The organism is Paenibacillus pectinilyticus (genome assembly GCF_001700435.1).
Classification (GTDB): Bacteria; Bacillota; Bacilli; order Paenibacillales; family NBRC-103111; genus Paenibacillus_E; species Paenibacillus_E pectinilyticus.
Genome location: NZ_LYPC01000025.1, coordinates 1 through 22,258, shown reverse-complemented (window position 1 = coordinate 22,258; position 22,258 = coordinate 1). Strand labels below are relative to the sequence as shown.

General features: G+C 47.5%; 17 protein-coding genes, 1 tRNA gene and 1 rRNA gene. 5 read left to right on the top strand and 14 right to left on the bottom strand.

From position 1 onward, the window contains the following. Positions 1-146: 146 nt before the first annotated feature. The 5 genes from A8709_RS19985 (at position 147) to A8709_RS19965 (ending at position 8,372) form a co-directional block, all read left to right on the top strand. Positions 147-2,303: a Sip1-related alpha-galactosidase gene (locus tag A8709_RS19985; RefSeq protein ID WP_065854424.1), complete on the top strand. Its 2,157-nt coding sequence runs from the start codon at positions 147-149 to the stop codon at positions 2,301-2,303. A 228-nt stretch (positions 2,304-2,531) separates the two neighbouring features. Further along, positions 2,532-4,814 carry a helix-turn-helix domain-containing protein gene (locus A8709_RS19980; protein WP_065854422.1) on the top strand — a complete coding sequence of 761 codons (2,283 nt, stop codon included), beginning with the start codon at positions 2,532-2,534 and terminating at the stop codon, positions 4,812-4,814. 256 nt (positions 4,815-5,070) lie between these two features. After that, complete coding sequence (locus tag A8709_RS19975; RefSeq protein WP_065854421.1) at positions 5,071-6,516, top strand: extracellular solute-binding protein; 1,446 nt, start codon at positions 5,071-5,073, stop codon at positions 6,514-6,516. 115 nt (positions 6,517-6,631) lie between these two features. Beyond that, a complete protein-coding gene (locus A8709_RS19970; protein ID WP_167357132.1) occupies positions 6,632-7,525 on the top strand; it encodes a carbohydrate ABC transporter permease in 894 nt (297 codons plus the stop codon). Between the two features lie 16 nt (positions 7,526-7,541). Next, on the top strand, positions 7,542-8,372 hold the full coding sequence (locus tag A8709_RS19965; RefSeq protein WP_065854419.1) for a carbohydrate ABC transporter permease: 831 nt from the start codon (positions 7,542-7,544) through the stop codon (positions 8,370-8,372). Between the two features lie 261 nt (positions 8,373-8,633). Here A8709_RS19965 and A8709_RS34680 read toward each other — a convergent pair whose 3' ends face one another. The 14 genes from A8709_RS34680 to rrf all read right to left on the bottom strand — a co-directional run. Then, positions 8,634-8,780 carry a hypothetical protein gene (locus A8709_RS34680; RefSeq protein ID WP_167357131.1) on the bottom strand — a complete coding sequence of 49 codons (147 nt, stop codon included), beginning with the start codon at positions 8,778-8,780 and terminating at the stop codon, positions 8,634-8,636. 96 nt (positions 8,781-8,876) lie between these two features. Next, positions 8,877-8,999: a hypothetical protein gene (locus tag A8709_RS35470; protein WP_279615885.1), complete on the bottom strand. Its 123-nt coding sequence runs from the start codon at positions 8,997-8,999 to the stop codon at positions 8,877-8,879. 30 nt (positions 9,000-9,029) lie between these two features. Then, a complete protein-coding gene (locus tag A8709_RS34155; RefSeq protein WP_141692600.1) occupies positions 9,030-9,200 on the bottom strand; it encodes a small acid-soluble spore protein P in 171 nt (56 codons plus the stop codon). A gap of 24 nt (positions 9,201-9,224) precedes the next feature. Continuing rightward, the gene (locus A8709_RS34675; protein WP_167357130.1) at positions 9,225-9,374 is read right to left on the bottom strand and encodes a hypothetical protein; all 150 of its coding nucleotides are present in this window, start codon (positions 9,372-9,374) and stop codon (positions 9,225-9,227) included. 18 nt (positions 9,375-9,392) lie between these two features. Continuing rightward, positions 9,393-9,740: a hypothetical protein gene (locus A8709_RS19960; protein ID WP_065854417.1), complete on the bottom strand. Its 348-nt coding sequence runs from the start codon at positions 9,738-9,740 to the stop codon at positions 9,393-9,395. A gap of 121 nt (positions 9,741-9,861) precedes the next feature. Continuing rightward, a complete protein-coding gene (locus A8709_RS19955) occupies positions 9,862-14,349 on the bottom strand; it encodes a DUF2252 family protein (RefSeq protein ID WP_065854415.1) in 4,488 nt (1,495 codons plus the stop codon). 201 nt (positions 14,350-14,550) lie between these two features. Next, positions 14,551-14,637, bottom strand: a tRNA-Ser gene (locus A8709_RS19950). Between the two features lie 83 nt (positions 14,638-14,720). Then, on the bottom strand, positions 14,721-16,001 hold the full coding sequence (gene serS / locus A8709_RS19945; RefSeq protein WP_065854413.1) for a serine--tRNA ligase: 1,281 nt from the start codon (positions 15,999-16,001) through the stop codon (positions 14,721-14,723). A 92-nt stretch (positions 16,002-16,093) separates the two neighbouring features. Then, entirely contained in the window at positions 16,094-16,672 is a 579-nt protein-coding gene (gene pdxT / locus A8709_RS19940; RefSeq protein ID WP_065854411.1) for a pyridoxal 5'-phosphate synthase glutaminase subunit PdxT, read from the bottom strand. Beyond that, on the bottom strand, positions 16,672-17,553 hold the full coding sequence (pdxS, locus tag A8709_RS19935) for a pyridoxal 5'-phosphate synthase lyase subunit PdxS (RefSeq protein ID WP_065854409.1): 882 nt from the start codon (positions 17,551-17,553) through the stop codon (positions 16,672-16,674). Before pdxS ends, pdxT begins: the two co-directional genes overlap by 1 nt. 121 nt (positions 17,554-17,674) lie before the next feature. After that, positions 17,675-19,045 (bottom strand): D-alanyl-D-alanine carboxypeptidase family protein, encoded by a 1,371-nt coding sequence (locus A8709_RS19930; protein ID WP_244163264.1) that lies wholly within the window; start codon positions 19,043-19,045, stop codon positions 17,675-17,677. 205 nt (positions 19,046-19,250) lie between these two features. After that, the gene (gene guaB / locus A8709_RS19925) at positions 19,251-20,708 is read right to left on the bottom strand and encodes an IMP dehydrogenase (RefSeq protein WP_065854405.1); all 1,458 of its coding nucleotides are present in this window, start codon (positions 20,706-20,708) and stop codon (positions 19,251-19,253) included. A 164-nt stretch (positions 20,709-20,872) separates the two neighbouring features. Beyond that, positions 20,873-22,075: a putative glycoside hydrolase gene (locus A8709_RS19920; protein WP_141692599.1), complete on the bottom strand. Its 1,203-nt coding sequence runs from the start codon at positions 22,073-22,075 to the stop codon at positions 20,873-20,875. A gap of 103 nt (positions 22,076-22,178) precedes the next feature. Next, positions 22,179-22,258: ribosomal RNA gene (gene rrf / locus A8709_RS35725) — 5S ribosomal RNA — on the bottom strand; the annotation flags it as partial.

Here is a 22,258-nt window from a genome sequence, read left to right as displayed (position 1 = left end):
CGATTCGCTCTTTTTTTCGTATCCATGCAGGGGCTGGCTTGCTATTCTTCAAATTTTAACGGTTTCCTTCATATTTTCACCTTGGTTATAGGCCCAGCAATCTTCTATGATTGGCTTACCTACTCTCGGCACAAGGAGGCAGACCCATGTTTCGCTACTACAAAGAATCCTCTTCCATTCGTTATGACGGCACGCCGATAATCGAACTTGCAGATATTGCAGTTAAAGCGCATATTGCTGGAGAAGGGGAACTCCTGCTCGCTTTGACATCTGCGACGGATTCACTGCTCGAAGAAGCAAACAGCTTAAAGCTCGATACTCGACTGTTGTTCGAGGATGAGAAAAGCACAATTCAAGTTGAACTGGTACTTTCAAGCGATGGACGTTACCAGACCGCAAGGGTGAGCGCAGAAATCCGCAACCAATCAGCCTATCACATGCAGCGATTATTCGCCGCGGAAGGCAGCATCCGCATCTCGATTCGTGCATTGACGGGCTTAACAGGCTTGATGGCCAACGCGCGGCATAAGGTATGGTGGACCCGGCCCCATTTTGACACAGACTTGCGCAAGTTGCCGCCGCAAACCCAATCGTTGCTATGGGAAACCGAAAACGGTTACGGCTACCTTCTTCCTATATGCGATGAGATCACCCGTACGGATCTGGCCGGATCATTAGAGGGACTCTCGATTCTTATCTCTGCCCTTGAGCCGGGACATGAACGTATCCGCGCCTGCTCATTCGTTCTTGGCGCCGAGCTCGATCCATATAAGCTGCCTGATGCAGCCGCCAAACAAGGCTTTGCTGCTCGTGGTATCGGCGGTGGACCACGGACCGAGAAAGCGTATCCGGACATATTGAACTATCTCGGCTGGTGCAGCTGGGACGCGTTCTACCAGGATATCAGCGAAGACGGACTGATACAAAAAGCGGCGGAATTTAACCAATTCAGTCTGCCTGTAAAATGGTTTATGATCGACGACGGCTGGTCTGATGTATCGGATACGATGCTTCGTTCCTTCTCAGCCGATATGACCAAGTTTCCGCAAGGTCTCGGACATGCCGTTCAAGAACTGAAGCAGCGCTACGGAGTTCGCTGGGTCGGCGCGTGGCATAACATGGCAGGCTACTGGAACGGCATCCATCCGCAAGGCGAAGTGTTCGCAGCGATGAAAGACAACCTGCATCTGACCCGCAACGGCAAATGGATTCCGGACCTAACAGCCAGCCAAAGCTTCGGCTTCTGGCAAGCCTGGCACTCGTATCTGAAGCAGCAAGGTATCGATTTCGTCAAGGTCGACAACCAAAGCTCACTGGGCAGCTACTTGGGAGGAGAACAATCTATCGCCCGTGCAGCGCGCTCTGTACATATCGGTCTCGAAGGCTCCGTCGCGCTGCATTTCGGGGGCTGCATCATCAACTGTATGGGCATGGCTTCGGAAAATGTGTGGAACCGGCCGCGGTCGTCCGTCTCCAGGAGCAGCAACGATTTCCTACCGAAAATCTCAAATGGCTTCGGTGAGCATGCGCTGCAGAACGCATACAATTCGTTCTATCACGGCGCCTTCTATTGGGGCGATTGGGATATGTTCTGGACGGGGCATCACGATGCTCTTCCGCATATGGTGCTGCGAGCCGTCAGCGGTGGTCCGCTCTATTTCAGCGATGCGCCAGGGAAAACGAACACCGCGATCATCTGGCCGCTTATCTACAGCGACGGACGCATTATCCGCTGTGACGGAATCGGTCAGCCGACGAAGGATTGGCTGATGAAGGATCCGCTGCACACGCAGGCGCCTCTCAAGGTGTGGAACACCGCAGGGGTTGCAGGTATCGTCGCAGCGTTCCATGCTTATAACGGCGACGATGTGCTCGAAGGGGATGTCGGACCAGCTGACATCTCTGGTCTCACTGGAGAATCCTTTCTCGTCTACGATGCGTTCCGTCGGACCGCTCGCCGGATGCAGGCGGAAGAACGGCTGCCAATCCGTTTGGCGCCGCTCGAGGCCGAGCTGTTCGTGATCGTTCCAGAGACCGGTCCATTCACAGCAATTGGGCTGACCGACAAGCTGGTCGCTTCCGATAGCGTCTTGGACGTGCACATGAACGAAGCGAAAGTGACGGTGCAGCTAAAAGACGGCGGTACGTTCACATTCGTCTCGGAGCAAAAGCCTGTTCAAGCTTATGTGAATGGCAGGGAAGCAAACGTGGTAGCGGCGGATGCCGCTCTCGGACTTTACACGATTGCTTGTGAGCTTAGCTCCGCATCTACGGTGACTACTGTAGAAATTGTTTTGGCCTAGTCTAACTTACATGCAGCTAAGTCAGCAGCCTGCAACGCTTTCGTGCTTTGTCTTACCCATTAACTCGCTGCCGCATCATGCGGCGCGGGTTTTTCGGCATGCTTGTATCGCTTGTTGAATTGCAACCCTAAAAATTTAACGGTTACCTTCAAATTTTCACCTTATTAACCTACCTAGCGATCTTGTATGATTAGTACCAAACATAGACGAGAAAACAGGGGGGATTGCATGGCAAACCGGATTTTTTCGCCGATACGCAATATGAAGCTTCATTTCAAACTCATCGTTTCCTTTTCGTTCGTATGTCTTCTGGCGCTGTCGATCTTCTCATCGATCACGGTCATGATGTACAAGAATATTTTGATCGAGAAAGAAACAAGCGCAGCCATGCTTAATTTAAAAGCATTTCAAACCAATCTGGACAGTTATCTGAAAGCGGTCGACTCCGCTGCCTCCACGATCGTCTATAATCCGGCTATTCAAACCTACTTCTCCTCCGATGTTAATCAGCTGCCTTCTTACGAGAGATTGCAGGCTTACAACCATATCAACGATTTGCTCAAGCAGACGCAACTGAACAACATCGGCCTCAACTCCATCTTTATCATCGATAATTACAAAAATTTATTCTCGTTCACGAATGTTCAGGATAAGCTGTCCAGCGAACTGTTGGCCAAAGACGTTTCCGAACAGTATTGGTACCGCTTAGCTAACACGTCTAGTGCGCAAAACTATTGGCTAATTACAGATTGGATCAACGACTCCAGCACAATTAGTCTGGTTCGCCCCATTATCAGCACGAGTACGATGAAGCCGCTTGGGTTTATCGTGATCTCGGTATCTCCAGAAGTGATGAACAGTTATTTTACGTCCCGTGAACAGGCAGACGGTGACTACGTCATCCTCGATGATAAAGGAACACAATTAACTGGCCGATCCGGCGACTTCTTGCGAATTAAAAGCGAACAAGTAAGCACAAGTGAGGGACATTATGCCGATGAAATGAATGGAAAGCGCTATATCGTGACCTACGTGAAACAGCCTGCGACCGGCTGGATATTCATGTATGCGCTCGAGGAGAAGAAGCTGTTCCACGTGATCGGGTCTATCAACAAAATATGGGGTATCGTCTTTGCATGCACATTCACGCTTGTCGCACTGCTATCGCAATTTATTTCCCGCTCCATCGCTAGGCCGCTGCACAAGCTGACACGGCTGCATCGCGAAGTGAAGTACGGCAACTTGAACGTTGCGTTCCGTGTTCATTCGCGCGACGAAATTGGACTTCTCGGTGAAAGTTTTAATGACATGGTGGAGCGTATCCGCGACTCGCTGCCACTGCAGCGCGAGAAGCTGATCCGTTCGCTGTTGGAAGGAAACTTAACCAGCGACGAGATCAAGCGCATTAATAGCAAGATCGGACTGCCGTTACAGCAGCCATTTTTCCAGGTGGCCATCCTTGATATCGGACAAAGCAACGGCGACCCGCTTGACGATTACGATTCGTTCATCCGGAGCTTTCAGGATGAGCTGGCCAAATACTCGGTATTGTACGCTTTCTCCTACATCCAGCTTGCGCCCGAACGGTTCTGTGTGATCTTCAATGATAACGAGCAAGAATCGCAGCGCATTTTCGGTGAGCTTGCAGAAGCAGTCCGGCGAGATGACAACAGCCCCCTTGTTCACGCCTATTTTGGCAATCCGTACGACGAGGTTTACTTTGTTAAGCAATCCTTCGAAGAAGCGAAGCAGTTGATGCAATATCGTCTCTATAACCATTCCGATTTTATCGGCTTCAGCTATATCGATTCGCAGCTGTGGCAGGTGTCCTATCCAGAAACGTACGAAAGCCGGCTTCTTCATTATATTGAAACGACAGATCTGGAGAAATGCCGGCAGGTGCTTGCCGAATTCGAAGATTACGTGGTGACCAGCAAAGTTAAACCGGCCTCAATCATGATCTTCATCAACACGATTTACTCCCATTTATGCAAGACTGTGCTGAAGCAGGGCGAGCAGCCGGAGGATTGGTTCGGCAGGGAGTTTGCCGGCGGCTTCCAAGCCGAGCTTTCGATCAAAACGAGAATGAAAGAGCTGGAACGCATGATCGCCTTGTTCATTGGCGCAATGCACAAACGCGCTCAGGTGCCGCTCAATCCGAAGATTCAGAAGGCAATCGCTATTATTGAGAAAGAGTATAACAATCCCGATCTCAGTACGGAATTCGTCGCTGATGTCCTAGGGCTGCACGCCGCATATTTCAGTCAATTATTTAAAAAAGAAACCGGCACGAACTTCATCGATTTCCTCTGCGATCTTCGGTTAAATAAGGCGAAGGATCAGCTCAAAGGCACAGTGCTCAAAGTGAAGGACATTGCGACGTCTGTCGGATATATGGATTCGCACTATTTCGGCGTTTGGTTCAAAGAGAAGACCGGTCTTACCCCGTCACAATTCCGCAAGAATGGGATACTAACAGGCTTAGAACGCAGATCAGCGTTGGAGGTTTAGTCTCATCCACCAAAGCAGCTCCTCAAGTAAGCATGAGCACAATTCACCAGGGCCGGACACCTTTACTCACCGGCAAATAATGATCCATTTACATATAAAATATTGAAAATTTATATATGGGGGACAAATCTTTAAATCCCCACCCCTTTCTTGAATAATTTCCCTTATATGAATGAGCTTGCGGGTGCTATGGTGAAGGCGGAATCGGAACTGCGATTCCATGGTTTCATAATCTCATAGGGAGGTCGAATGGTGTATGGGTTGGTTAGAAAATGCACTGAAAACGAAAGCCGCACACGCTTCGCTAATGGGTACGTTAGCGCTGACGGTATTAGCAGGCTGCAGCAACAGCAGTGGAGGATTAGCTTCCAGCAGTCCAACAGCTTCCGCTTCCGCATCGGCAACAACAACGGCAACAGCTTCCACAGCAACGTCCACAAAGCCTGATCCAAACATTGAGCTCAATATTTGGATGCCTCCGCAGCTCAAGCTGAATGCGACGGATAAAGACGATTGGGTAACTCAATACTTGGTACCGGAATGGAACAAACTTCACCCGACGGTCAAGATTAAACCTGAAACGCTTCCTTGGGATGGCATTAACGAGAAGGTCTCGGCAGCCATGGCAGCCAAGACGACGCCGAACATCATCTTCGACTATGGCGGCCGCGTACTTCCATGGGCACAACTGGGCGCAATCGAACCGCTGAACGACGTTATTCCGAAAGAAGATATGGATAAATTCATGAAGAATCCGATGCTGATGAAGATGACGTCCATCAACAACAACATGATGATTATGCCGTATTCGACAAGCCCCGTAGCGTTGTTGGTCAACCGCTCCCTGTGGGAAGATGCCGGCGCTGCCAACCTGCTGCCGCAAGATGAGTTCCGCACGTGGACCCCGGATCAGTTCAAAGCCGCGATGAAGGCCGTAGCAAACAAAGATAAAGGCGTATATGGTCTCACCATGTTCGGACTTAACGAGACGGGCGACCAGCTGTACAACAACACAATCTTTGCTTATGGCGCTAGGTTGTTTAATGACGATTATTCGAAATATGTCGCTGCTGATGACCCGAAATCGGAAGATGCGCTCAAATTCTTCCAATCGTTGGTTGACGAAGGCCTCGTCACACCGCACCCGGAAACGGTATCAGCCGTCAACGCTGGCGACTATTTCAAACAACATAAGAACGGTATTCTTGTTGCATCCGCAGGTACTTTGACCGGTATCGCACAAGCACTTGTCGACGGAACGGCAACCAAACCAATTAACTACGAGCTGGTAAACTTCCCGTCTACGATGCCTGGCAAGTCCGCTCTGAAGATTGAATATGGTAACGGTGCTGTCTTCAAAAACTCCGACGCGACGAAAGTGGAATGGAGTAAGAAGTTCCTCGCTTGGATGTGGCAGCAAACCGACCTCCCCTACCGCGGTGGCAAGGTATTCAACGTATTCGGTAAAGACGTTGTTTGGACAAAAGACGACAAAGAGCTTGACTTCTTCAACAAAAACGTAACGAAAGCCGGAGACTGGCCGGTTATCGATCCGGGCTGGGGCGTTATCGGTTACGGTGAGATGAGAGCTGCCATGTTCCCAGAGATGCAGAAGATGTTCATCAAGCAATCGACACCAAGACAAACACTCGATGCGATCGCGAAGAAGAACAACGACATTATCGCGAAATATAAGAAATAGCATCCGTTAGCAAACGTTTATAGCAAGCTCCAAAAGGGCGGGTGGACTCATGCAGAGGCGAAATTCTTTGCTGTGACTCCCGCCCTTCCCATAATCATGGCAAAGGATGGGGACGATGATAAAAGCACTCTACCGGCGTATGAACACGACGGCGAGAAGAGAAGTGACTGGTTGGCTGTTTATACTGCCGATGATGCTGTTTTTCGTCACCTTTCTTTTCTATCCAATCGCTAAAGCAATCCGTATGAGCATGTATACATTTGACTTCAGACATTATTATTTTGATTGGTTTCATAACTACAACGAGCTATTCCACAATGAAACGTTCATCCTGGCTATTCGGAATACGATCATGTTCGTGCTCATTATCGTACCTTCGGTGACGGTGGTGTCGCTTTTGGTCGCGGTGGGCATTCAGAATATGTCGCACTTGAAGCAGTCTTTCTTTAAAGCGGCATTCTATATCCCCGGCGTTACATCCGCTGTCAGTTTGACCATGGTATGGGAATACATGTACAACAATCAATTCGGGATCGCTAACTTTGCGCTCAAGAAGTTAGGTATTGAGCCGGTCAATTGGCTTGGAGCGGAGTACGGCGTTATGTCCTTATCCATTATTATGATCACACTCGCAATGGGCGGTTCGATCGTCGTGTTGAGCGCTGGCTTGAACGGCATCCCGAAAGATTTGTACGAATCTGCGTACATGGACGGGGCGAAAGGGCGAGATACGTTCTTCCGCATCTCGTTGCCACTGCTCAGACCTAGCCTACTTTACGTTATCGTAACGGGTACGATTGGCGCGTTCCAAGTATTCGCCATTATCCTGTTGCTGACCGGCGGAGGTCCGGCCTACAAAACAACAACAATTCTGATGCTAATTTATACCGAAGCCTTCAAAAACTTGAACTATGGTTTGGCGAACGCTATGGGCATCATACTCTGCATATTGATCGGTTTGATCGCATTGGTCCAATTCCGGGCGCTCAAGTCGGATATTGAATATTAGGAGGAGGATGCGCAAAATGAAGAAAACAAGCCCTTTGCAATGGGTATCCCATACAATTTTACTGCTTGCCGCATTGTTCTTTCTGTGGCCATTCTATTGGATGGTCACAGGTTCATTCAAAAATTTGCGTGTATCGATGCAAATCCCGCCGGAATGGTTCCCGAAGACACCATCGTTCCTTAACTACACACATATTTTTAATGACTATCCCATCATGCGATGGTTCGGTAACAGCTTGCTCGTGACGATGGCAACAACGTTTCTCGTGCTGCTGTGCAGCTCGCTTGCCGGCTATGCGCTGGCCAAGATCAATTTCAAGTCGAGCAAGCCAGTATTCGTCATGATCGTCGCCGCGATGTCGCTACCGCATGCTGTGCTTTTTATTCCGCTGTACCAGATTTTGATTGACTTTAAGCTGATCAATTCCTATTGGGGCGTCATACTGCCCGCTGTTGCATGGCCGTTCGGTGTGTTCTTAATTAAGCAGTTCATTCAGACACTGCCGACGGCACTGATCGAGTCGGGACGCATCGACGGCTGCAGCGAGTTCAGTATTTATTGGCGCATTATTGTGCCGCTTGCCCTGCCTGGTCTTGCCGTACTCGCGATCTTCACGTTCGTTTCTACGTGGAACGATTACGTCTGGCAGCTGATCGTGCTGACGAAGAAAGAATTGTTCACGCTGCCGCTCGGCATCAAGATCGCGCAGAGTACGATCGAGAACGAGATGAACTATGGCGTAGCGATGGCTGGCGCCGTCATTGCGACAATTCCGGTGCTGGCCATCTTCATTTACTTCCAGAAGCATTTTACACAAGGGATCACAATCGGTGCGATGAAAGGTTAATCCAAACTAAGCTATCAGCGCGTATCGATGTTCAATCGGTGCGCGTTTTTTCTATTTGCATTAGTCTGCGATTGCATCAATGATAAAGAGAAAGAGTGAATCTCACGATTCACTCTTTTTTCATAACTGTGCAGGGGTAAGTTAGCCCGGCTTCGTCTATTCCTATATCAGTTCGCTTCGCGAAACTATATGTATTGGATCAATAATTTCAGTCAAACTTTGATTGTAGCCCTGCTCCTAATTGGAGGCGGTATCCGGTTATTAATGAACCATAAGAAGCAGCCACAAGTCATTCTTGAAAAATCCTTCGCCGCTCGTGAAATGAATATTACTGACGACGAAGTTTGATTCCATGAAGCCATAGACAATGAAAAAAAGAACCCCTAAGGGTTCTTTTTTCGTCGGCATTGATGATATTTCCTTGAACCTTGTTACACAAAAACTTAAGTTAAATCTGCGTATAAAACACGGTAAGTGTCTTTAGCACATCGCCCTCCAGCCTGATTATAACAGGTAGAAAAGTCCTCTTTGCAATGGTTGTTTCGCTTTCGCTAATTGCTCCAACGGAACCACACCTCTCTGCTTGCCGACAATAATAGTATGACCGGTTTTCGTTTTTTTAATCATCTAGGTTAAAAATAATTTCATTTCCGCTCTCTATCCACCGTGACCATGGCCTTCTGCTGCATGTCCACCATGATGGTTCTGGTTTTTCACCTTTTTAGACCCAGACAAGGGCTCTTGATTGCCGCCTTGATTATTTCGATTCTTCACGGAACCGTTATTAACGAGATTATCTCCTGCGGAATACGATTTCTGTTTAGCCATACTTCCTCATCCTCCTTTTACGAACTAGTTGCCATCGTGATTCAATGCATCCTGATGTCGATGGTCATTGACCTTTTGTTGGATCTGCTGCGCATTATGGCTGTTGACTGCATCGGTATCCAAATCCTTGGCTACATTCTGCAGGTTTTTATCTGGACTTTTCTGCTTGGTCATCGATATGTCCTCCTCGCACTAAGCGTTAGTGACCTTCTGCAAAGCCTGCGCACACTCATGAATATGACGCACATAATCATCGATCAACGACTGTACGACATCGCCTCGCTCATCAATGTGCGTGGTTCCTTGCTGAACGTCTGTCAGCTCAACCTTTACTTCTCTTGCGTCAACATACGTCACTTTAAAATCAAAGGAGTAGCCGGTATGCCCTGCCGTCAAAATGTGCACGCGGATCGCGTCCGCGTCGCTTTCATCTGCCCATATTCGAGTTGTATCAGCAGGCTGCAGAATGGTTGGCATCACGCTCTCCCACTCTTTCACAATCTCAGCTTGATTCACGCTAGGCTTATCTGATTTGCTCATTAGTAACACCTCCACATGATTAAAATGCGGAAGCGCCCTGTCTTTTATCCATGTAAAAAAACACCTACTCCCCGCCACGAATCGAATTCGTGATGGGAGAGTAAGTGTTTGTGATGACAACTTATTTCGCGCTGAGTTGTAAAACCATACCCAGCATCTTCGCTGCCTCTTCACGCGAAGCAAAATCCTTCGGTGCAAAGGTATTTCCCGATTTCCCGGAAATAATGCCTGCTTGCTGCATCGCTTTCGCTGCATCTACCGCGAAAGCGGGAATCTCAGCCGCATCCGCGAAGGCCGCCGCGGCTGTCGTTTGCGGCAAGCTAATCTTCTGCAGCTTAGCAAACCTTGCGATCATCGTGACCATCTGCTCACGTGTGATATTAGCCCCAGGTGCGAATTCACCTGCACGCACACCGCTTGTAAGGCCGTTATCGGATGCCCATTGTACAGACTGGGCATAATAGCTGTCCGCCTTCACATCGCTGAAACTGGACGCTTTATAAGCGTCTAGCTTCACACCAGCCATGCGTGCCAGCATCAGCGTGAAGTCAGCACGGCTGATTTGTGCTTTTGGCGTAAATACACCGTCCGCTGTTCCGTTGATGATATTACGAGCCGCTAGGTACGTAATGTAGCTCTTAGCAAAGCTTTCTGCCGTATCTCGGAAAGTCGCAGGGGAATAACCAACCGCGTATCGTGAGAAGTGGCTAACATGGAAAACTAAAGAACCTGTAGCTGCATCATAGTGGCTATTCGTTACTTTGACCAGCTCGCCATTATCAGCAATGTAATAGGCCACAATCGCATTCGGATCTTCATTTGCGGATGGTTTGTAAGGTACTTGAACCTCTACAGAACCACCGTTGAAAGTGGAGACTTTAGTTCCACCTGCTGTGATGGTGAAGTCGAAAACAGGGCGGCCATTCACCGCTGTTGCCAGTGCTTCCTTCGCAGCCGGCGTCCAATTCTGAGTTACCGCCTGAAGATCAGCTTTGCGGATTGAAATATCCACTGTACCGCTAGTCGCGGCAGCTTGTACAGCACCGATGGCCTGTTTGTCTAAGGAAAGCTTACCAAGACCCGCTGATAACGTAAGTGTATCGGTTTTGCTGCCCGCAATAAGAGCAAATGCTTCGGTTGGTAGACTAACTACGGCTTCTTTAGCTGCCGAATCAACAACGGTTTTGATCTCTAGAACAGAATCTTTCCCGACAGTCTGACTATCGGCCACTTTAGCTAGAGCATCAGTCACCTGCTTGCTTGTTAGGGAGGCTGTAGCCTTCCCAGCGCTGTCTAGCGTGCTTTTTACATCCGTAGTCGTTGTAACTGCTGTATTGCCCTTCTCAACAGTGCTTGTCGATTCTGGAGCGGCTGGGAGCGTCCCTGTTCCACTTCCACTAGAGCTATCTCGGTTTACCGTTATCTTATAGGTCTTCGTTGATAAATCCTGTGCTGTAACCACAACCGTGACCGTATTGCTACCGACGGCTAAATCAACCGTTCGAGGTGTCGCCCCCACATAGGAAGTCCCATTTACCAATACCGTAGCGGCAGGATCAATCGTTGCTGGAGCTACGGTCATCGCGTACACGCTATTTCCAACGCTCATCGTGTAAGAAGTCTGTTTACTGCTAAATGCAGGGGAAATTGTCCCTCCCGTAATCGTCAAAGCACTCAAATCGGTAATATCAATCAAATTAGCATTAGGAACAATTTTATACTGATTATAGTCCGCGACCACTTGCTTCGCATAATCCTCACCTAGATTCACCATCGTATCGCGAATGGTACTCCAATCCGAGTTCAAGATCGTGCTTACACTGTCCTCGAAGCTATATCCGAGATTACGATCTGCACGCGCATGTGTATACGCATAAGCCATAGCTGAAGCCTTGAGGAAATCTTGATAGTCCGCAAAACTTGAAAACTTCTTATCATTAAAATCACGGTCATATGCTGACAATTGGCGGACCAAGAACGTTTTCGCAGAGCCGTTTAATGACCCGATAAAAGGATCTTCCACCGCGGATAAGGCATCGTAAGCAGTCTTCGTGCGGTCAGCGTCATGATCCACATATGCCGAGTAATCCAGTGGCTTATACGTGTTGCCTACCATAGCAGGCATTTTCTGCTGTTTCACATTGAGGATGATATCATCATTTGGATCACTTGTAGGGCCTTCAATCAGAACGAAATATCTTCTAACACCGATACTGCCTAATCCTTTTTCAATCACACGCCCGATATCCTTGATGGCAAAATAGGACGCCTTGTCTCCTGAACTTAGACGTGTTTGGTTCACATACGTTGACCAGTTGGCTTTAAGTTCACTTTCTTCAGCTGGTGTAGTGGCAAGTACTTTTTCATTACCATTCTTCGCATCGGTTGGAAGGGCAATTTTCTTTAATTTCCGTTGGCCATCGGTAACTTGCGAATACCCATCTAGGAAGCTACTGTTCGTAATCCCATCTAGAAGTCCTTCGTTACCCGTTGGCGAGCTGCCGAAGAACGTTTTCAACATATACCCCGAATAACTGAAACCATGCTGAGCCATAAAGCTCTCATCAAGTACCGTCGTATTCTCCGTATCATTACCTCTGACGCTTTCGAGCGTCGTTTTATACTGCTCTAAGAAATCCTTAGCAGCCTGTCTTGTTTCCGCAGCAGTTGCCGTTTTAGTTCCCGAAACATCGTCCTTCGTTACATAAATACTCGCGATGAATCGGATTAAATCGAAATAAAACGGTGCTTTCAATGATTCATCTTGATCGTTCACATCGAAATACGGCTTGCCATCGTTATGGTCAAAAAAACCAACATTTCGCGTATGCGCATCGCCTTCAATCCAAGTGTCTACCTGATTCCAGTCTTTCCACGCTGCGGGAATAGGTAAAACAGGTGTACCTAGATCCTGAAAGAAAACGGGATTATTTCCACGATAAAATTTAAAAGCGGATGATCTCATTTCACTGTACTTATAGTTTTTGTCATATAAATCAGAGTGGAACGCATTCGCTTGCTTCAACACATTCACAACACTGTTCTTCCGATCGGTATCTGTTAGAAGAGGCGCCGATGCCCGTTTCAATGTGATGCCTGAAATGATATCGGAATCTTGCGTAGCACCTGCGGTTACAGCTTCCTTTTTCAAAACGACTGAGAGGTTCACGTCATTTAAAATAGGCTGGGCAGCCGTTCCGTAGACTCTGAAGTTCACTGTATTCGCTGCAGCAACACCGGTGGCTTCAATACTTAAACCACTTGGTAGGCCGATTACTGAGTAATCCGTAGCTTGTAGCAGGCCATCTTTGATCGTGCCCTTACTTAATTGAACAGCAAAACTTGAGTCTGCTGAACTCACTGCTGTAGCAGAAGACATAGAAACCGTAGTATCTGTAAGTGCCGCTGTCACTTTCGGTGTCGCAGGCTGGAGCGTAATCCCTCCAATCGTCCACGAATCACCATAAATAGGTGTGTTTAATGCATGCGTATAGACCTGAACACTCACACTTGCACTTGCCAAGACATCAACAGCAGCTGTTCCTCCGATTTCAAAAGTAATGGAGTTATTAGAGCTATCTGAAAGCCCTATCGCTGTGCTTGTTAAACCAGCAGGTAAGCCACTTAGAACATAGTCTGTACCTTGAATCAAGGCACCCGCTCTTATCTTACCGGTCTGGGTAGCCAGATTGATCGTAAAGCTAGAATCAGAAGAGCTCACGGCTCTGTATGTATCAATGGTTACTGTTTTATTGTTATCATCTACAGACCCTTGAATGAAGGGTTCTAGTGGGGATTGACTGTTTTGAGGATTGACATAACTGACTCCACTGAGAATAACAAAATCATTAATATTATCATCAGTATCTAGTCCATTACCGTAACCATTAATATTACTAGTCGGAATATATATATTGGAGCTTGTAGGATCTATCCCTTTACGAACAAGCGTTTTTTGATAAGAACCGTCTGGTGGAAACCCACTACCTTCATAAGCGTTAGGTGAATTTGTTGCATTTGGATTAGCTACACTGCCTTTTCCAAAGCCAACTAAATCAACTAAATTACCAGATAAGGTATCTATTCTAGGATCCGCAGTAGTAATTGCATTGATCGTGTTTTTAACCAAGGCAATCTTCGATCCATCTTTATTGATATCAGCTGTAGTTGGATTATTGGCAATTGCATCTGCATAAGAATCGTCTAACGACTTAATATACCCACCGGCTAAATTACTTGTACCCATCTTAATTAAATAATAGCCATGAGCCTTTATAGATGGAGTCTTCGTTCCTAATTGAATTACATACCATGAAGAACTTTTTGCTGTTGCATATTGTAACGACCATCCTGATAGAGGTATTTCCTCATCAGTAGGATTGTATAGCTCAATGAAATCGTGGGAATAAGCAGCTTTGCTCGTATCATTCCCCGTCCCCCCAGCATAAATCTCACTAATAACAACATGATTAGCACTTGTATTAGTCGTATTTGTCGTCGTCGTTGTTGTCGTATCCGCCATGACTGTGGCTGCCGTCGGAATTAACCCAGATAAAACGAGTACCGCCGTTATAGATGAAATGACACGAGATTTTATTCGAGTTTTCAAAATGTAGTTCACTCTCCTCATAATGGGATAATCTTGTCCATTATAAAAAAAGTGCAAGGTACAAAATACACACGCTTCGTTAATTTATCATGTAGATTTTGTAAATCTCACTACGCCCTTTCTGCCCTAAAAACAAAAACAAAAAAAGCCACACGATTTCGAAGAATCGCATGACTTTTTGGTTGGGTATTACCTTGGCTACGGAGAGGGTGGGATTCGAACCCACGGAGACCTTGCGACCTCGGCGGTTTTCAAGACCGCTGCCTTAAACCACTCGACCACCTCTCCACGATAGGCGTCTCTGATTAGAGAGACGACCTTGTGCAGTGACAAAAAGCATTGTAGCACATAATCACAGCTCGATGCAAGTGCTATTTTTTCGTGATCACTTTTACGTTGTTCATGTAAGGAACAAGCACGTCTGGAACGACGATCGACCCGTCTGCTTGCTGATAATTTTCAAGAATCGCAGCAACTGTCCGACCAAGCGCTAAGCCCGATCCGTTCAGCGTATGTACGAATTCTGGCTTCGCTTTCGCATCGCGGCGGAAGCGAATGTTCGCTCTGCGCGCTTGGAAGTCTTCGAAGTTCGAGCAGCTGGAGATTTCACGGTAGGCACCGCTATTAGGCAGCCACACTTCCAGATCATACGTCTTCGCCGATGTGAAGCCAATATCACCTGTGCAGAGTGACAGCACGCGGTATGGCAACTTCAGAAGCTGTAGGACGCGCTCAGCATGCCCTGTAAGCTTCTCCAACTCCTCATAGGAGTCTTCGGGCTTTACAAGCTTTACAAGCTCAATTTTGTTGAATTGGTGCTGTCTGATTAGCCCACGTGTATCGCGACCAGCAGATCCTGCTTCCGAACGGAAACAAGCGCTGAACGCCACAAAGTTAACCGGCAGCTGTTCATTCGTTAGAATATCTTCACGATGATAATTCGTGACCGGTACTTCTGCTGTTGGAATCAAGAAATATTCCGAGTTCTCTATCTTGAACACATCTTCCTCAAACTTCGGAAGCTGTCCTGTTCCCGTCAAGCTATCACGGTTCACGATATAAGGAGGCAGCATTTCTTCATAGCCATGCTCATCGCTGTGCAGGTCCATCATGAAGTTGATCAAAGCGCGCTCTAGACGAGCGCCAAGCCCTTTGTAGAACACGAAACGCGAACCCGTTACCTTCGCCGCTGCTTCGAAATCTAAGATGCCGAGCTCCTGCGCAACTTCCCAATGCGGCTTCACTTCGAAATCGAACGATGGAATCTCGCCGATACGGCGCAATTCAACGTTCTCTTCTTCTGTACGGCCCACAGGAACGCTTGCGTGCGGCATATTAGGGATGGAGAGAAGAACCTGTTGTAAAGACTCGTCCAAGACACGAATCTCGTCATCCAGCTCTTTAATGCGGTCTCCGACCACTTTCATTTCTTGAATCAGCTCATCAGCATTTTCACCAGATCTTTTACGACCGGCTACTTCCTGCGACACGGTGTTACGGCGGTTCTTCAACTGCTCAGTCTCTTGCAGCAGCTCTCTACGCTTCACATCTAGAGCTGTAAAACCATTCAGCTCCTCGATCTGTTTGCCGCGGTTTTGCATGGCAGCTTGTACAGCTGCTAAATCACTTCGAAGTAACTTTACATCAAACAAGGAGATTCCTCCGTTAGCGCAAAATGGTTTGTATATGGAAGCAAGCACCCATACCGGCAATCCCGGTTAAATCAAGGTGCTTGAACCGTGTATTATGCTTGGCTTTGCTTTACCATGTCTAAGAAATAACTGTGCAGACGGAAATCATCCGTCAGCTCCGGGTGAAACGACGCCGCAAGGAGATGCCCTTGCCGCGCGGCAACAATCTGGCCGTCATACGTGGCCAGTACATCAACATCCGGTCCCACTTTCTCAATAAGTGGGGCTCGAATGAATACCGCGCGAACGTTCTCGTCAATGCCTTTGATCGGCAAGTCCGTCTCAAAGCTCTCGCGTTGACGACCGAATGCGTTACGAGCCACCGTAATGTCCATCAGCTCAAGATGAGCTTCCGGTTGCCCGGTGATCTCTTTCGCGATGACAATCAACCCCGCGCAGGTGCCGAAGATAGGCTTTCCTGCTGCAGAGAATTCACGTAACGCCTCGATGAAGCCATACGTACGCATAAGCTTACCAATCGTTGTGCTCTCTCCGCCTGGGAGGATGATGCCGTCGAGCTCAGCGAGCTGCTCCGTGCGTTTAACAACGACACCTTCCGCGCCCGCCTTTTCAATACCGCGTATATGCTCCGCTACCGCGCCTTGCAGCGCGAGAACCCCAATCTTCGTCATTACCAGCCGCGCTCCTGCATACGCTCGGAAGCTTGAAGCTTGGAAATTTCGATTCCCTTCATAGGGGTACCTAGGTTTTTGGAGATTTCAGCGATCATTTTGTAATCTGTGTAGTGCGTCACCGCTTCAACGATCGCTTTCGCGAACTTCTCTGGGCTGTCGGATTTGAAAATACCGGATCCAACGAATACACCATCAGAACCAAGGTGCATCATCAACGCTGCATCAGCAGGTGTAGCTACACCGCCAGCTGCGAAGTTAACAACAGGTAATTTACCTGTTTGGTGAATTTGCAGCAAGAGCTCATAAGGAGCGCCAAGCGTTTTCGCTTCGAACATCAACTCGTCCAAAGACATGGATTGTACTTTGCGAATTTGACCTTGAATTGTACGCATGTGACGAACCGCTTCAACGATGTTACCTGTTCCTGGCTCACCTTTGGTACGAAGCATGGATGCACCTTCACCAATACGACGAAGTGCTTCACCAAGATCGCGGCAGCCACATACGAAAGGAACGGTGAAATCACGTTTGTTGATATGGAATACTTCATCCGCAGGAGTCAGTACTTCACTCTCATCGATATAGTCAACGCCTAGGGATTCAAGAACCTTTGCTTCAACGAAGTGTCCGATTCTTGCTTTCGCCATGACTGGAATGGATACTACTTTCATGACATCCTCAACAATTGTTGGGTCAGCCATACGGGATACGCCACCAGCAGCACGAATGTCTGCAGGTACGCGCTCAAGTGCCATAACAGCGGACGCGCCAGCTGCTTCTGCGATTTTTGCTTGCTCAGCGTTCATAACGTCCATGATCACGCCGCCTTTTTGCATTTCGGCCATACCAGTTTTAACGCGGGAAGTTCCTGTTTCCATTCTTTATTTCCTCCTATAGCTTCTATGCCAATTTCGGTGTAGTTCCCTACACGATTCGATAATAAACTTCTAAACAACAATTTTACATGAAGGAAGGGTATTATACAACCCATTTTCTGGCCTATGCTTTGCCTTTGATCCCATGAAACATGTCGCTGAAGAAGTTTTTAATGGAGCGGAACAACAGTCGGATCCAGCTGCCTTTTTCCACATCAGCATCAGCAATCAAATCTACAGTTTTATCTTGGCCATTGTAACTTACTTTGACTTTCCCGAGCGTATCGCCTTTCGCAATCGGAGCGACAAGCTTGCTTTCTTCCACAGACTCTGTCGTCACTTGGAAATCTGTGTCTTTCGCGCCTTTTCTAGCAACGAATGTTAGTCCTGATTTTGTTACAAGAGGTACTTCTAATTGTACACCCTTCTTAATGTTTACACTTTTCAAAGAATCTATCGCTTGTTTCGCATTCAGGAACGGTTTCATTTCGAAATTATTGAATCCATAGTCCATCAGTTTACGTGTTTCATTGAAACGTTCTGGCTCTGTTTTCGTCCCCATAACAACTGTAATCAGACGCATACCGTTACGTTCTGCCGTTCCCGTGAAGCAGTAGCCCGCATCATCCGTAGAACCCGTTTTCAGACCATCAAGACCTGGATACGCATACTTTTTAAAATTAACATTCGTCGAATTTCCTTCGAGCATCCAGTTCCAGTTGATCATCGGCGTCTTATCTGTTGGTCTTAGCTTGGCCGAAGGAATTTTCGTGAATTCCAAGATTTCTTTATGATCTTTCAAAATATTGTAGGCAAGAATAGCGGCATCACGAGCCGTCATCTTCGTTTCTCCATCAATGGAAGCAGGTGGATTCTTGAGATCGGAACGTGAAAGTCCTGTTGCACTAATGAAATGAGCCTTATCCGACATGCCTAATTGCTTGGCTTTCTCATTCATCATTTTCGCAAAATTCTCTTCCGTGCCTCCAAGCAATTCCGCAAAAGCTACAGATGCATCGTTCGCCGAATAGATCGACATCGCACTGAACATATCTTTGAACGTCAGCGTTTCATTCTCAGCGATCAACTGTCCAGAACCGATTACGTCAGCCGCATTCTTACTCGCTGTGACTGGTGAATCCCACTTGTATTTGCCTTCTTTGATACTCTCCATAGCCAAATACTCCGTCATCATCTTCGCCATACTTGCCGGAGGGAAGGCTTCATCCGCGTTCATTTGATACAAAACTGCACCCGTACTGGCTTCCATAATAATCGCAGATTTCGCTAACGGCTGGGGCTCATTCGGTGCAGCTGTTGGCGTACTCCCCGCACTCGGGGCAGGGGTTGTTACCGCTGTAGGCGTTGGCGTAGCCGCTGCCTTCTTCGTATCTGCCGCGTAGGTTGGCTGTATATGTAAAAGTAGGGATTGAGCAATTAAGCTAACACCTAACACCAAAGCAACCTTTTTCCTTGTAAAACTTAAAAATCTCACAATTTCACTCTCCCTAGATGATGTTTGGACAAGACTTACAATACCTTATATTGTAGCACACCCCATTAGACGAAATAAACGGCTGCAACGTTCAACTAGCACATGTCAAAAAAAAGAAAACGTGGGTTAAGTCCCCACGCCTCTCATTTCATCCGTATTGTGGCAATATATAGGGATCTTTTAGCCGAAGCTAAAAGTCTCTCCTCTACATGGAATAGTTCGGTGCTTCTTTCGTGATTTGGATATCATGCGGATGACTTTCTTTCAAACCTGCACCTGTAATGCGAACAAATTGCGTATCATGAATCAATTCTTGAATGTTACGCGCGCCGCAATAGCCCATGCCTGAACGAAGTCCGCCCACCAGTTGATACACTGTATCCGCCATCGGTCCTTTGTAAGCCACACGGCCTTCAATTCCTTCCGGAACCAGCTTGCTCTCGTTCTCTTGGAAGTAACGGTCCTTGCTGCCCTCTTTCATGGCACCTAAAGAGCCCATTCCACGATATACCTTGAACTTCCGCCCTTGGAAAATCTCAGACTCACCCGGGCTCTCATCCGTTCCCGCGAAAAGACTTCCGATCATCACCGCGCTCGCTCCCGCTGCGATGGCTTTCACCACATCACCGGAGTACTTGATTCCGCCATCAGCAATAATCGGAACTCCGAACTCAGCCGCTGCTTGAGCACAATCATATATCGCTGTAATTTGCGGCACGCCAATCCCTGCAATGACACGAGTTGTACAGATTGATCCAGGACCAATCCCTACCTTCACCATAGAAGCTCCAGCTTGAATCAAATCGCGCGTTCCATCACCTGTCGCTACGTTCCCCGCAATGATAGGGAGCTCTGGATATTGCGCTCTCAGCTTCTTCACGGTCTCTGCGATATTAATGTGGTGACCGTGCGCTGAGTCTACGACAATAACGTCGATGCCAGCCTTTACAAGCGCTGCTGCTCTCTCTAGCACATCTTTGGATACACCGACAGCTGCACCAACGAGCAAACGGCCTTGCGTATCTTTCGCTGAGTTAGGAAACTGAATAGCCTTCTCAATGTCTTTAATGGTAATTAGACCTTTTAGACCGAAATTCTCGTCTACCAAAGGCAGTTTCTCAATTTTGTGTTTTTGAAGGATGCCTTCTGCTTGCGCTAGGGTCGTTCCGACAGGTGCCGTTACAAGCCCTTCCTGCGTCATCACTTCTTTGATTTTAATGGAATAGTCATGTACAAAGCGTAAGTCACGGTTCGTCAAAATACCCACCAAACGATTCTCCGCATTCACAATCGGAACACCGGATATACGGTATTTCGCCATTAGCTCTTCCGCATCATACACATGATGCTCAGGTGTTAATGAGAACGGATTTGTGATAACGCCGCTCTCCGATCTTTTCACACGATCAACGTGCTCAGCTTGCAGTTCAATCGGCATATTCTTATGAATAATCCCGATGCCACCCTCTCGAGCCATGGCAATTGCTAGCGCGGATTCCGTCACGGTATCCATTGCGGAACTAATGAATGGAATATTTAATTTCACACCTGGAGCAAGTACCGTTGAAACGTCGATCTCCTTACCGAACACTTCTGACTTTCTCGGCACTAACAACACATCGTCAAACGTTAACCCTTCTTTGCCAAACTTGTCTTCTCTCACAGCGTACCATGTCCTCCTTAAAGCCCTCTATCGTAAGAAAGCTTGATTCATAAGCTTCTGTTCATTCATTTGTATATGATTGCAATCTTAACAAAAGCCTATTTTTCGTGTCAAGGGAAAGGACCTGCCCACTGCCTACTGCCTCTGCGAATAAGTCAATTCGGTTAACGATAGGAGTAGGTGCTGCTGGGATTCCATAAAAGGAACTGCTCCACCCCTTGCTCCTTGGCCGCCTTAATTTGCTCCTTCACGTCCACCGCACCATACGTCTTATGCGGCTTTACCCACGTCGCTGTAAAATCCTGATACCACGGCCTGATCTGAGCGATCTGACGATTAGCTTTGGCTAACTGCAGGTTTTTCACATTGGCATCGTGGATCGCCTGGTGGACGATCGCATAAGGCTGTAAATCCGGACTTTTGACGCCGTAAATCCCTGTGGTGTAATGAGATGGGTATAACATTGGCGATATAAAATTAACATGCTTGCTGATCATCCCCCAGTCCTGTCCAATTCCCATATCATCAGGTAAGGAGGTCGTTAAGCCAAACACATCGGCCGAAATATAGGCTTTATCTCCGATCTGCTCCTTCGCTTGTTGCAGAAAACTCGCAATATCCTGCGCCTTACTTAGCTTCTGAGGGTTATCAAACAGCACCTCACGGTTCACCTTCGGCCCATTCTCTGGGAACCTCACATAGTCGAACTGAATCTCATCGAAGCCCAGGCTCGCCACTTCATTCGCGATTTGGATATTATAGTCCCACACTTCTCTCTTAAAAGGATCCACCCAAGCTATCCCCTTCGCATCCTTCCAAACGCCGCCGCTTCGGTTCTTCAGAGCATACGTGCTTTTCTTTTTGCTCAAATAAGGATCTTTAAAAACAACCAGTCTAGCAATGGTATAAATATTCTTTTCCTTCAATCTCTGCAGCTTTGCTTTCAAATCATGTATAATGACGTGGCTATTCGCCCCGATCTCATTCACCATAGGAACATTTGAAGGGTATGTCACTTGACCAGAGTCATTCTTAACATCAATGACCATGGCGTTCAAATCGGTACGTTCCACGAGATCAATGAGTTGCTCAAATTTGTTGCCTACGGAGGACCAAGCCGAAACGTAAATCCCCTTGACCACTGGTTTCGCAGGCTTCTGCAAAGCTGACTTCGCCGCAACAACCGGCATCTTCTTCGCTTCTTGAATAGGGGCAGGTCCAACGCTTCCTAGATTGGTCAAAGAATGAAGTGGATTGGCCTCCTCCTTCACTTCTTCAATCTTGGTGGAGCAACCATTCACCATTAATGTTACTAACGAACAAAGACACACCCTGCTGATCCATCTCATGCTGCTTTTTGTCTCCATCGCTATCCCTCCTCGTAAGGATTAGTATGGTTAAAAAAGCAACATTTACAGATATAAAAAAAAGAGTCTTTCTGGAAAAAATCCAGAAAGACTCTTACTGTGCGCTTGGCAACGTTCTACTCTCCCAGAACCCTGCGGTTCAAGTACCATCGACGCTGGAGGGCTTAACGGTCGTGTTCGAGA

Bases quoted from the DNA above. Each gene is read 5' to 3' on its own strand.
- A8709_RS19985 (WP_065854424.1), top strand. From the start codon at position 147: ATGTTTCGCTACTACAAAGAATCCTCTTCCATTCGTTATGACGGCACG.
- A8709_RS19980 (WP_065854422.1), top strand. From the start codon at position 2,532: ATGGCAAACCGGATTTTTTCGCCGATACGCAATATGAAGCTTCATTTC.
- A8709_RS19975 (WP_065854421.1), top strand. From the start codon at position 5,071: ATGGGTTGGTTAGAAAATGCACTGAAAACGAAAGCCGCACACGCTTCG.
- A8709_RS19970 (WP_167357132.1), top strand. From the start codon at position 6,632: ATGATAAAAGCACTCTACCGGCGTATGAACACGACGGCGAGAAGAGAA.
- A8709_RS19965 (WP_065854419.1), top strand. From the start codon at position 7,542: ATGAAGAAAACAAGCCCTTTGCAATGGGTATCCCATACAATTTTACTG.
- A8709_RS34680 (WP_167357131.1), bottom strand. From the start codon at position 8,780: ATGCCGACGAAAAAAGAACCCTTAGGGGTTCTTTTTTTCATTGTCTAT.
- A8709_RS35470 (WP_279615885.1), bottom strand. From the start codon at position 8,999: ATGATTAAAAAAACGAAAACCGGTCATACTATTATTGTCGGCAAGCAG.
- A8709_RS34155 (WP_141692600.1), bottom strand. From the start codon at position 9,200: ATGGCTAAACAGAAATCGTATTCCGCAGGAGATAATCTCGTTAATAAC.
- A8709_RS34675 (WP_167357130.1), bottom strand. From the start codon at position 9,374: ATGACCAAGCAGAAAAGTCCAGATAAAAACCTGCAGAATGTAGCCAAG.
- A8709_RS19960 (WP_065854417.1), bottom strand. From the start codon at position 9,740: ATGAGCAAATCAGATAAGCCTAGCGTGAATCAAGCTGAGATTGTGAAA.
- pdxT (WP_065854411.1), bottom strand. From the start codon at position 16,672: ATGACGAAGATTGGGGTTCTCGCGCTGCAAGGCGCGGTAGCGGAGCAT.
- pdxS (WP_065854409.1), bottom strand. From the start codon at position 17,553: ATGGAAACAGGAACTTCCCGCGTTAAAACTGGTATGGCCGAAATGCAA.
- A8709_RS19920 (WP_141692599.1), bottom strand. From the start codon at position 22,075: ATGGAGACAAAAAGCAGCATGAGATGGATCAGCAGGGTGTGTCTTTGT.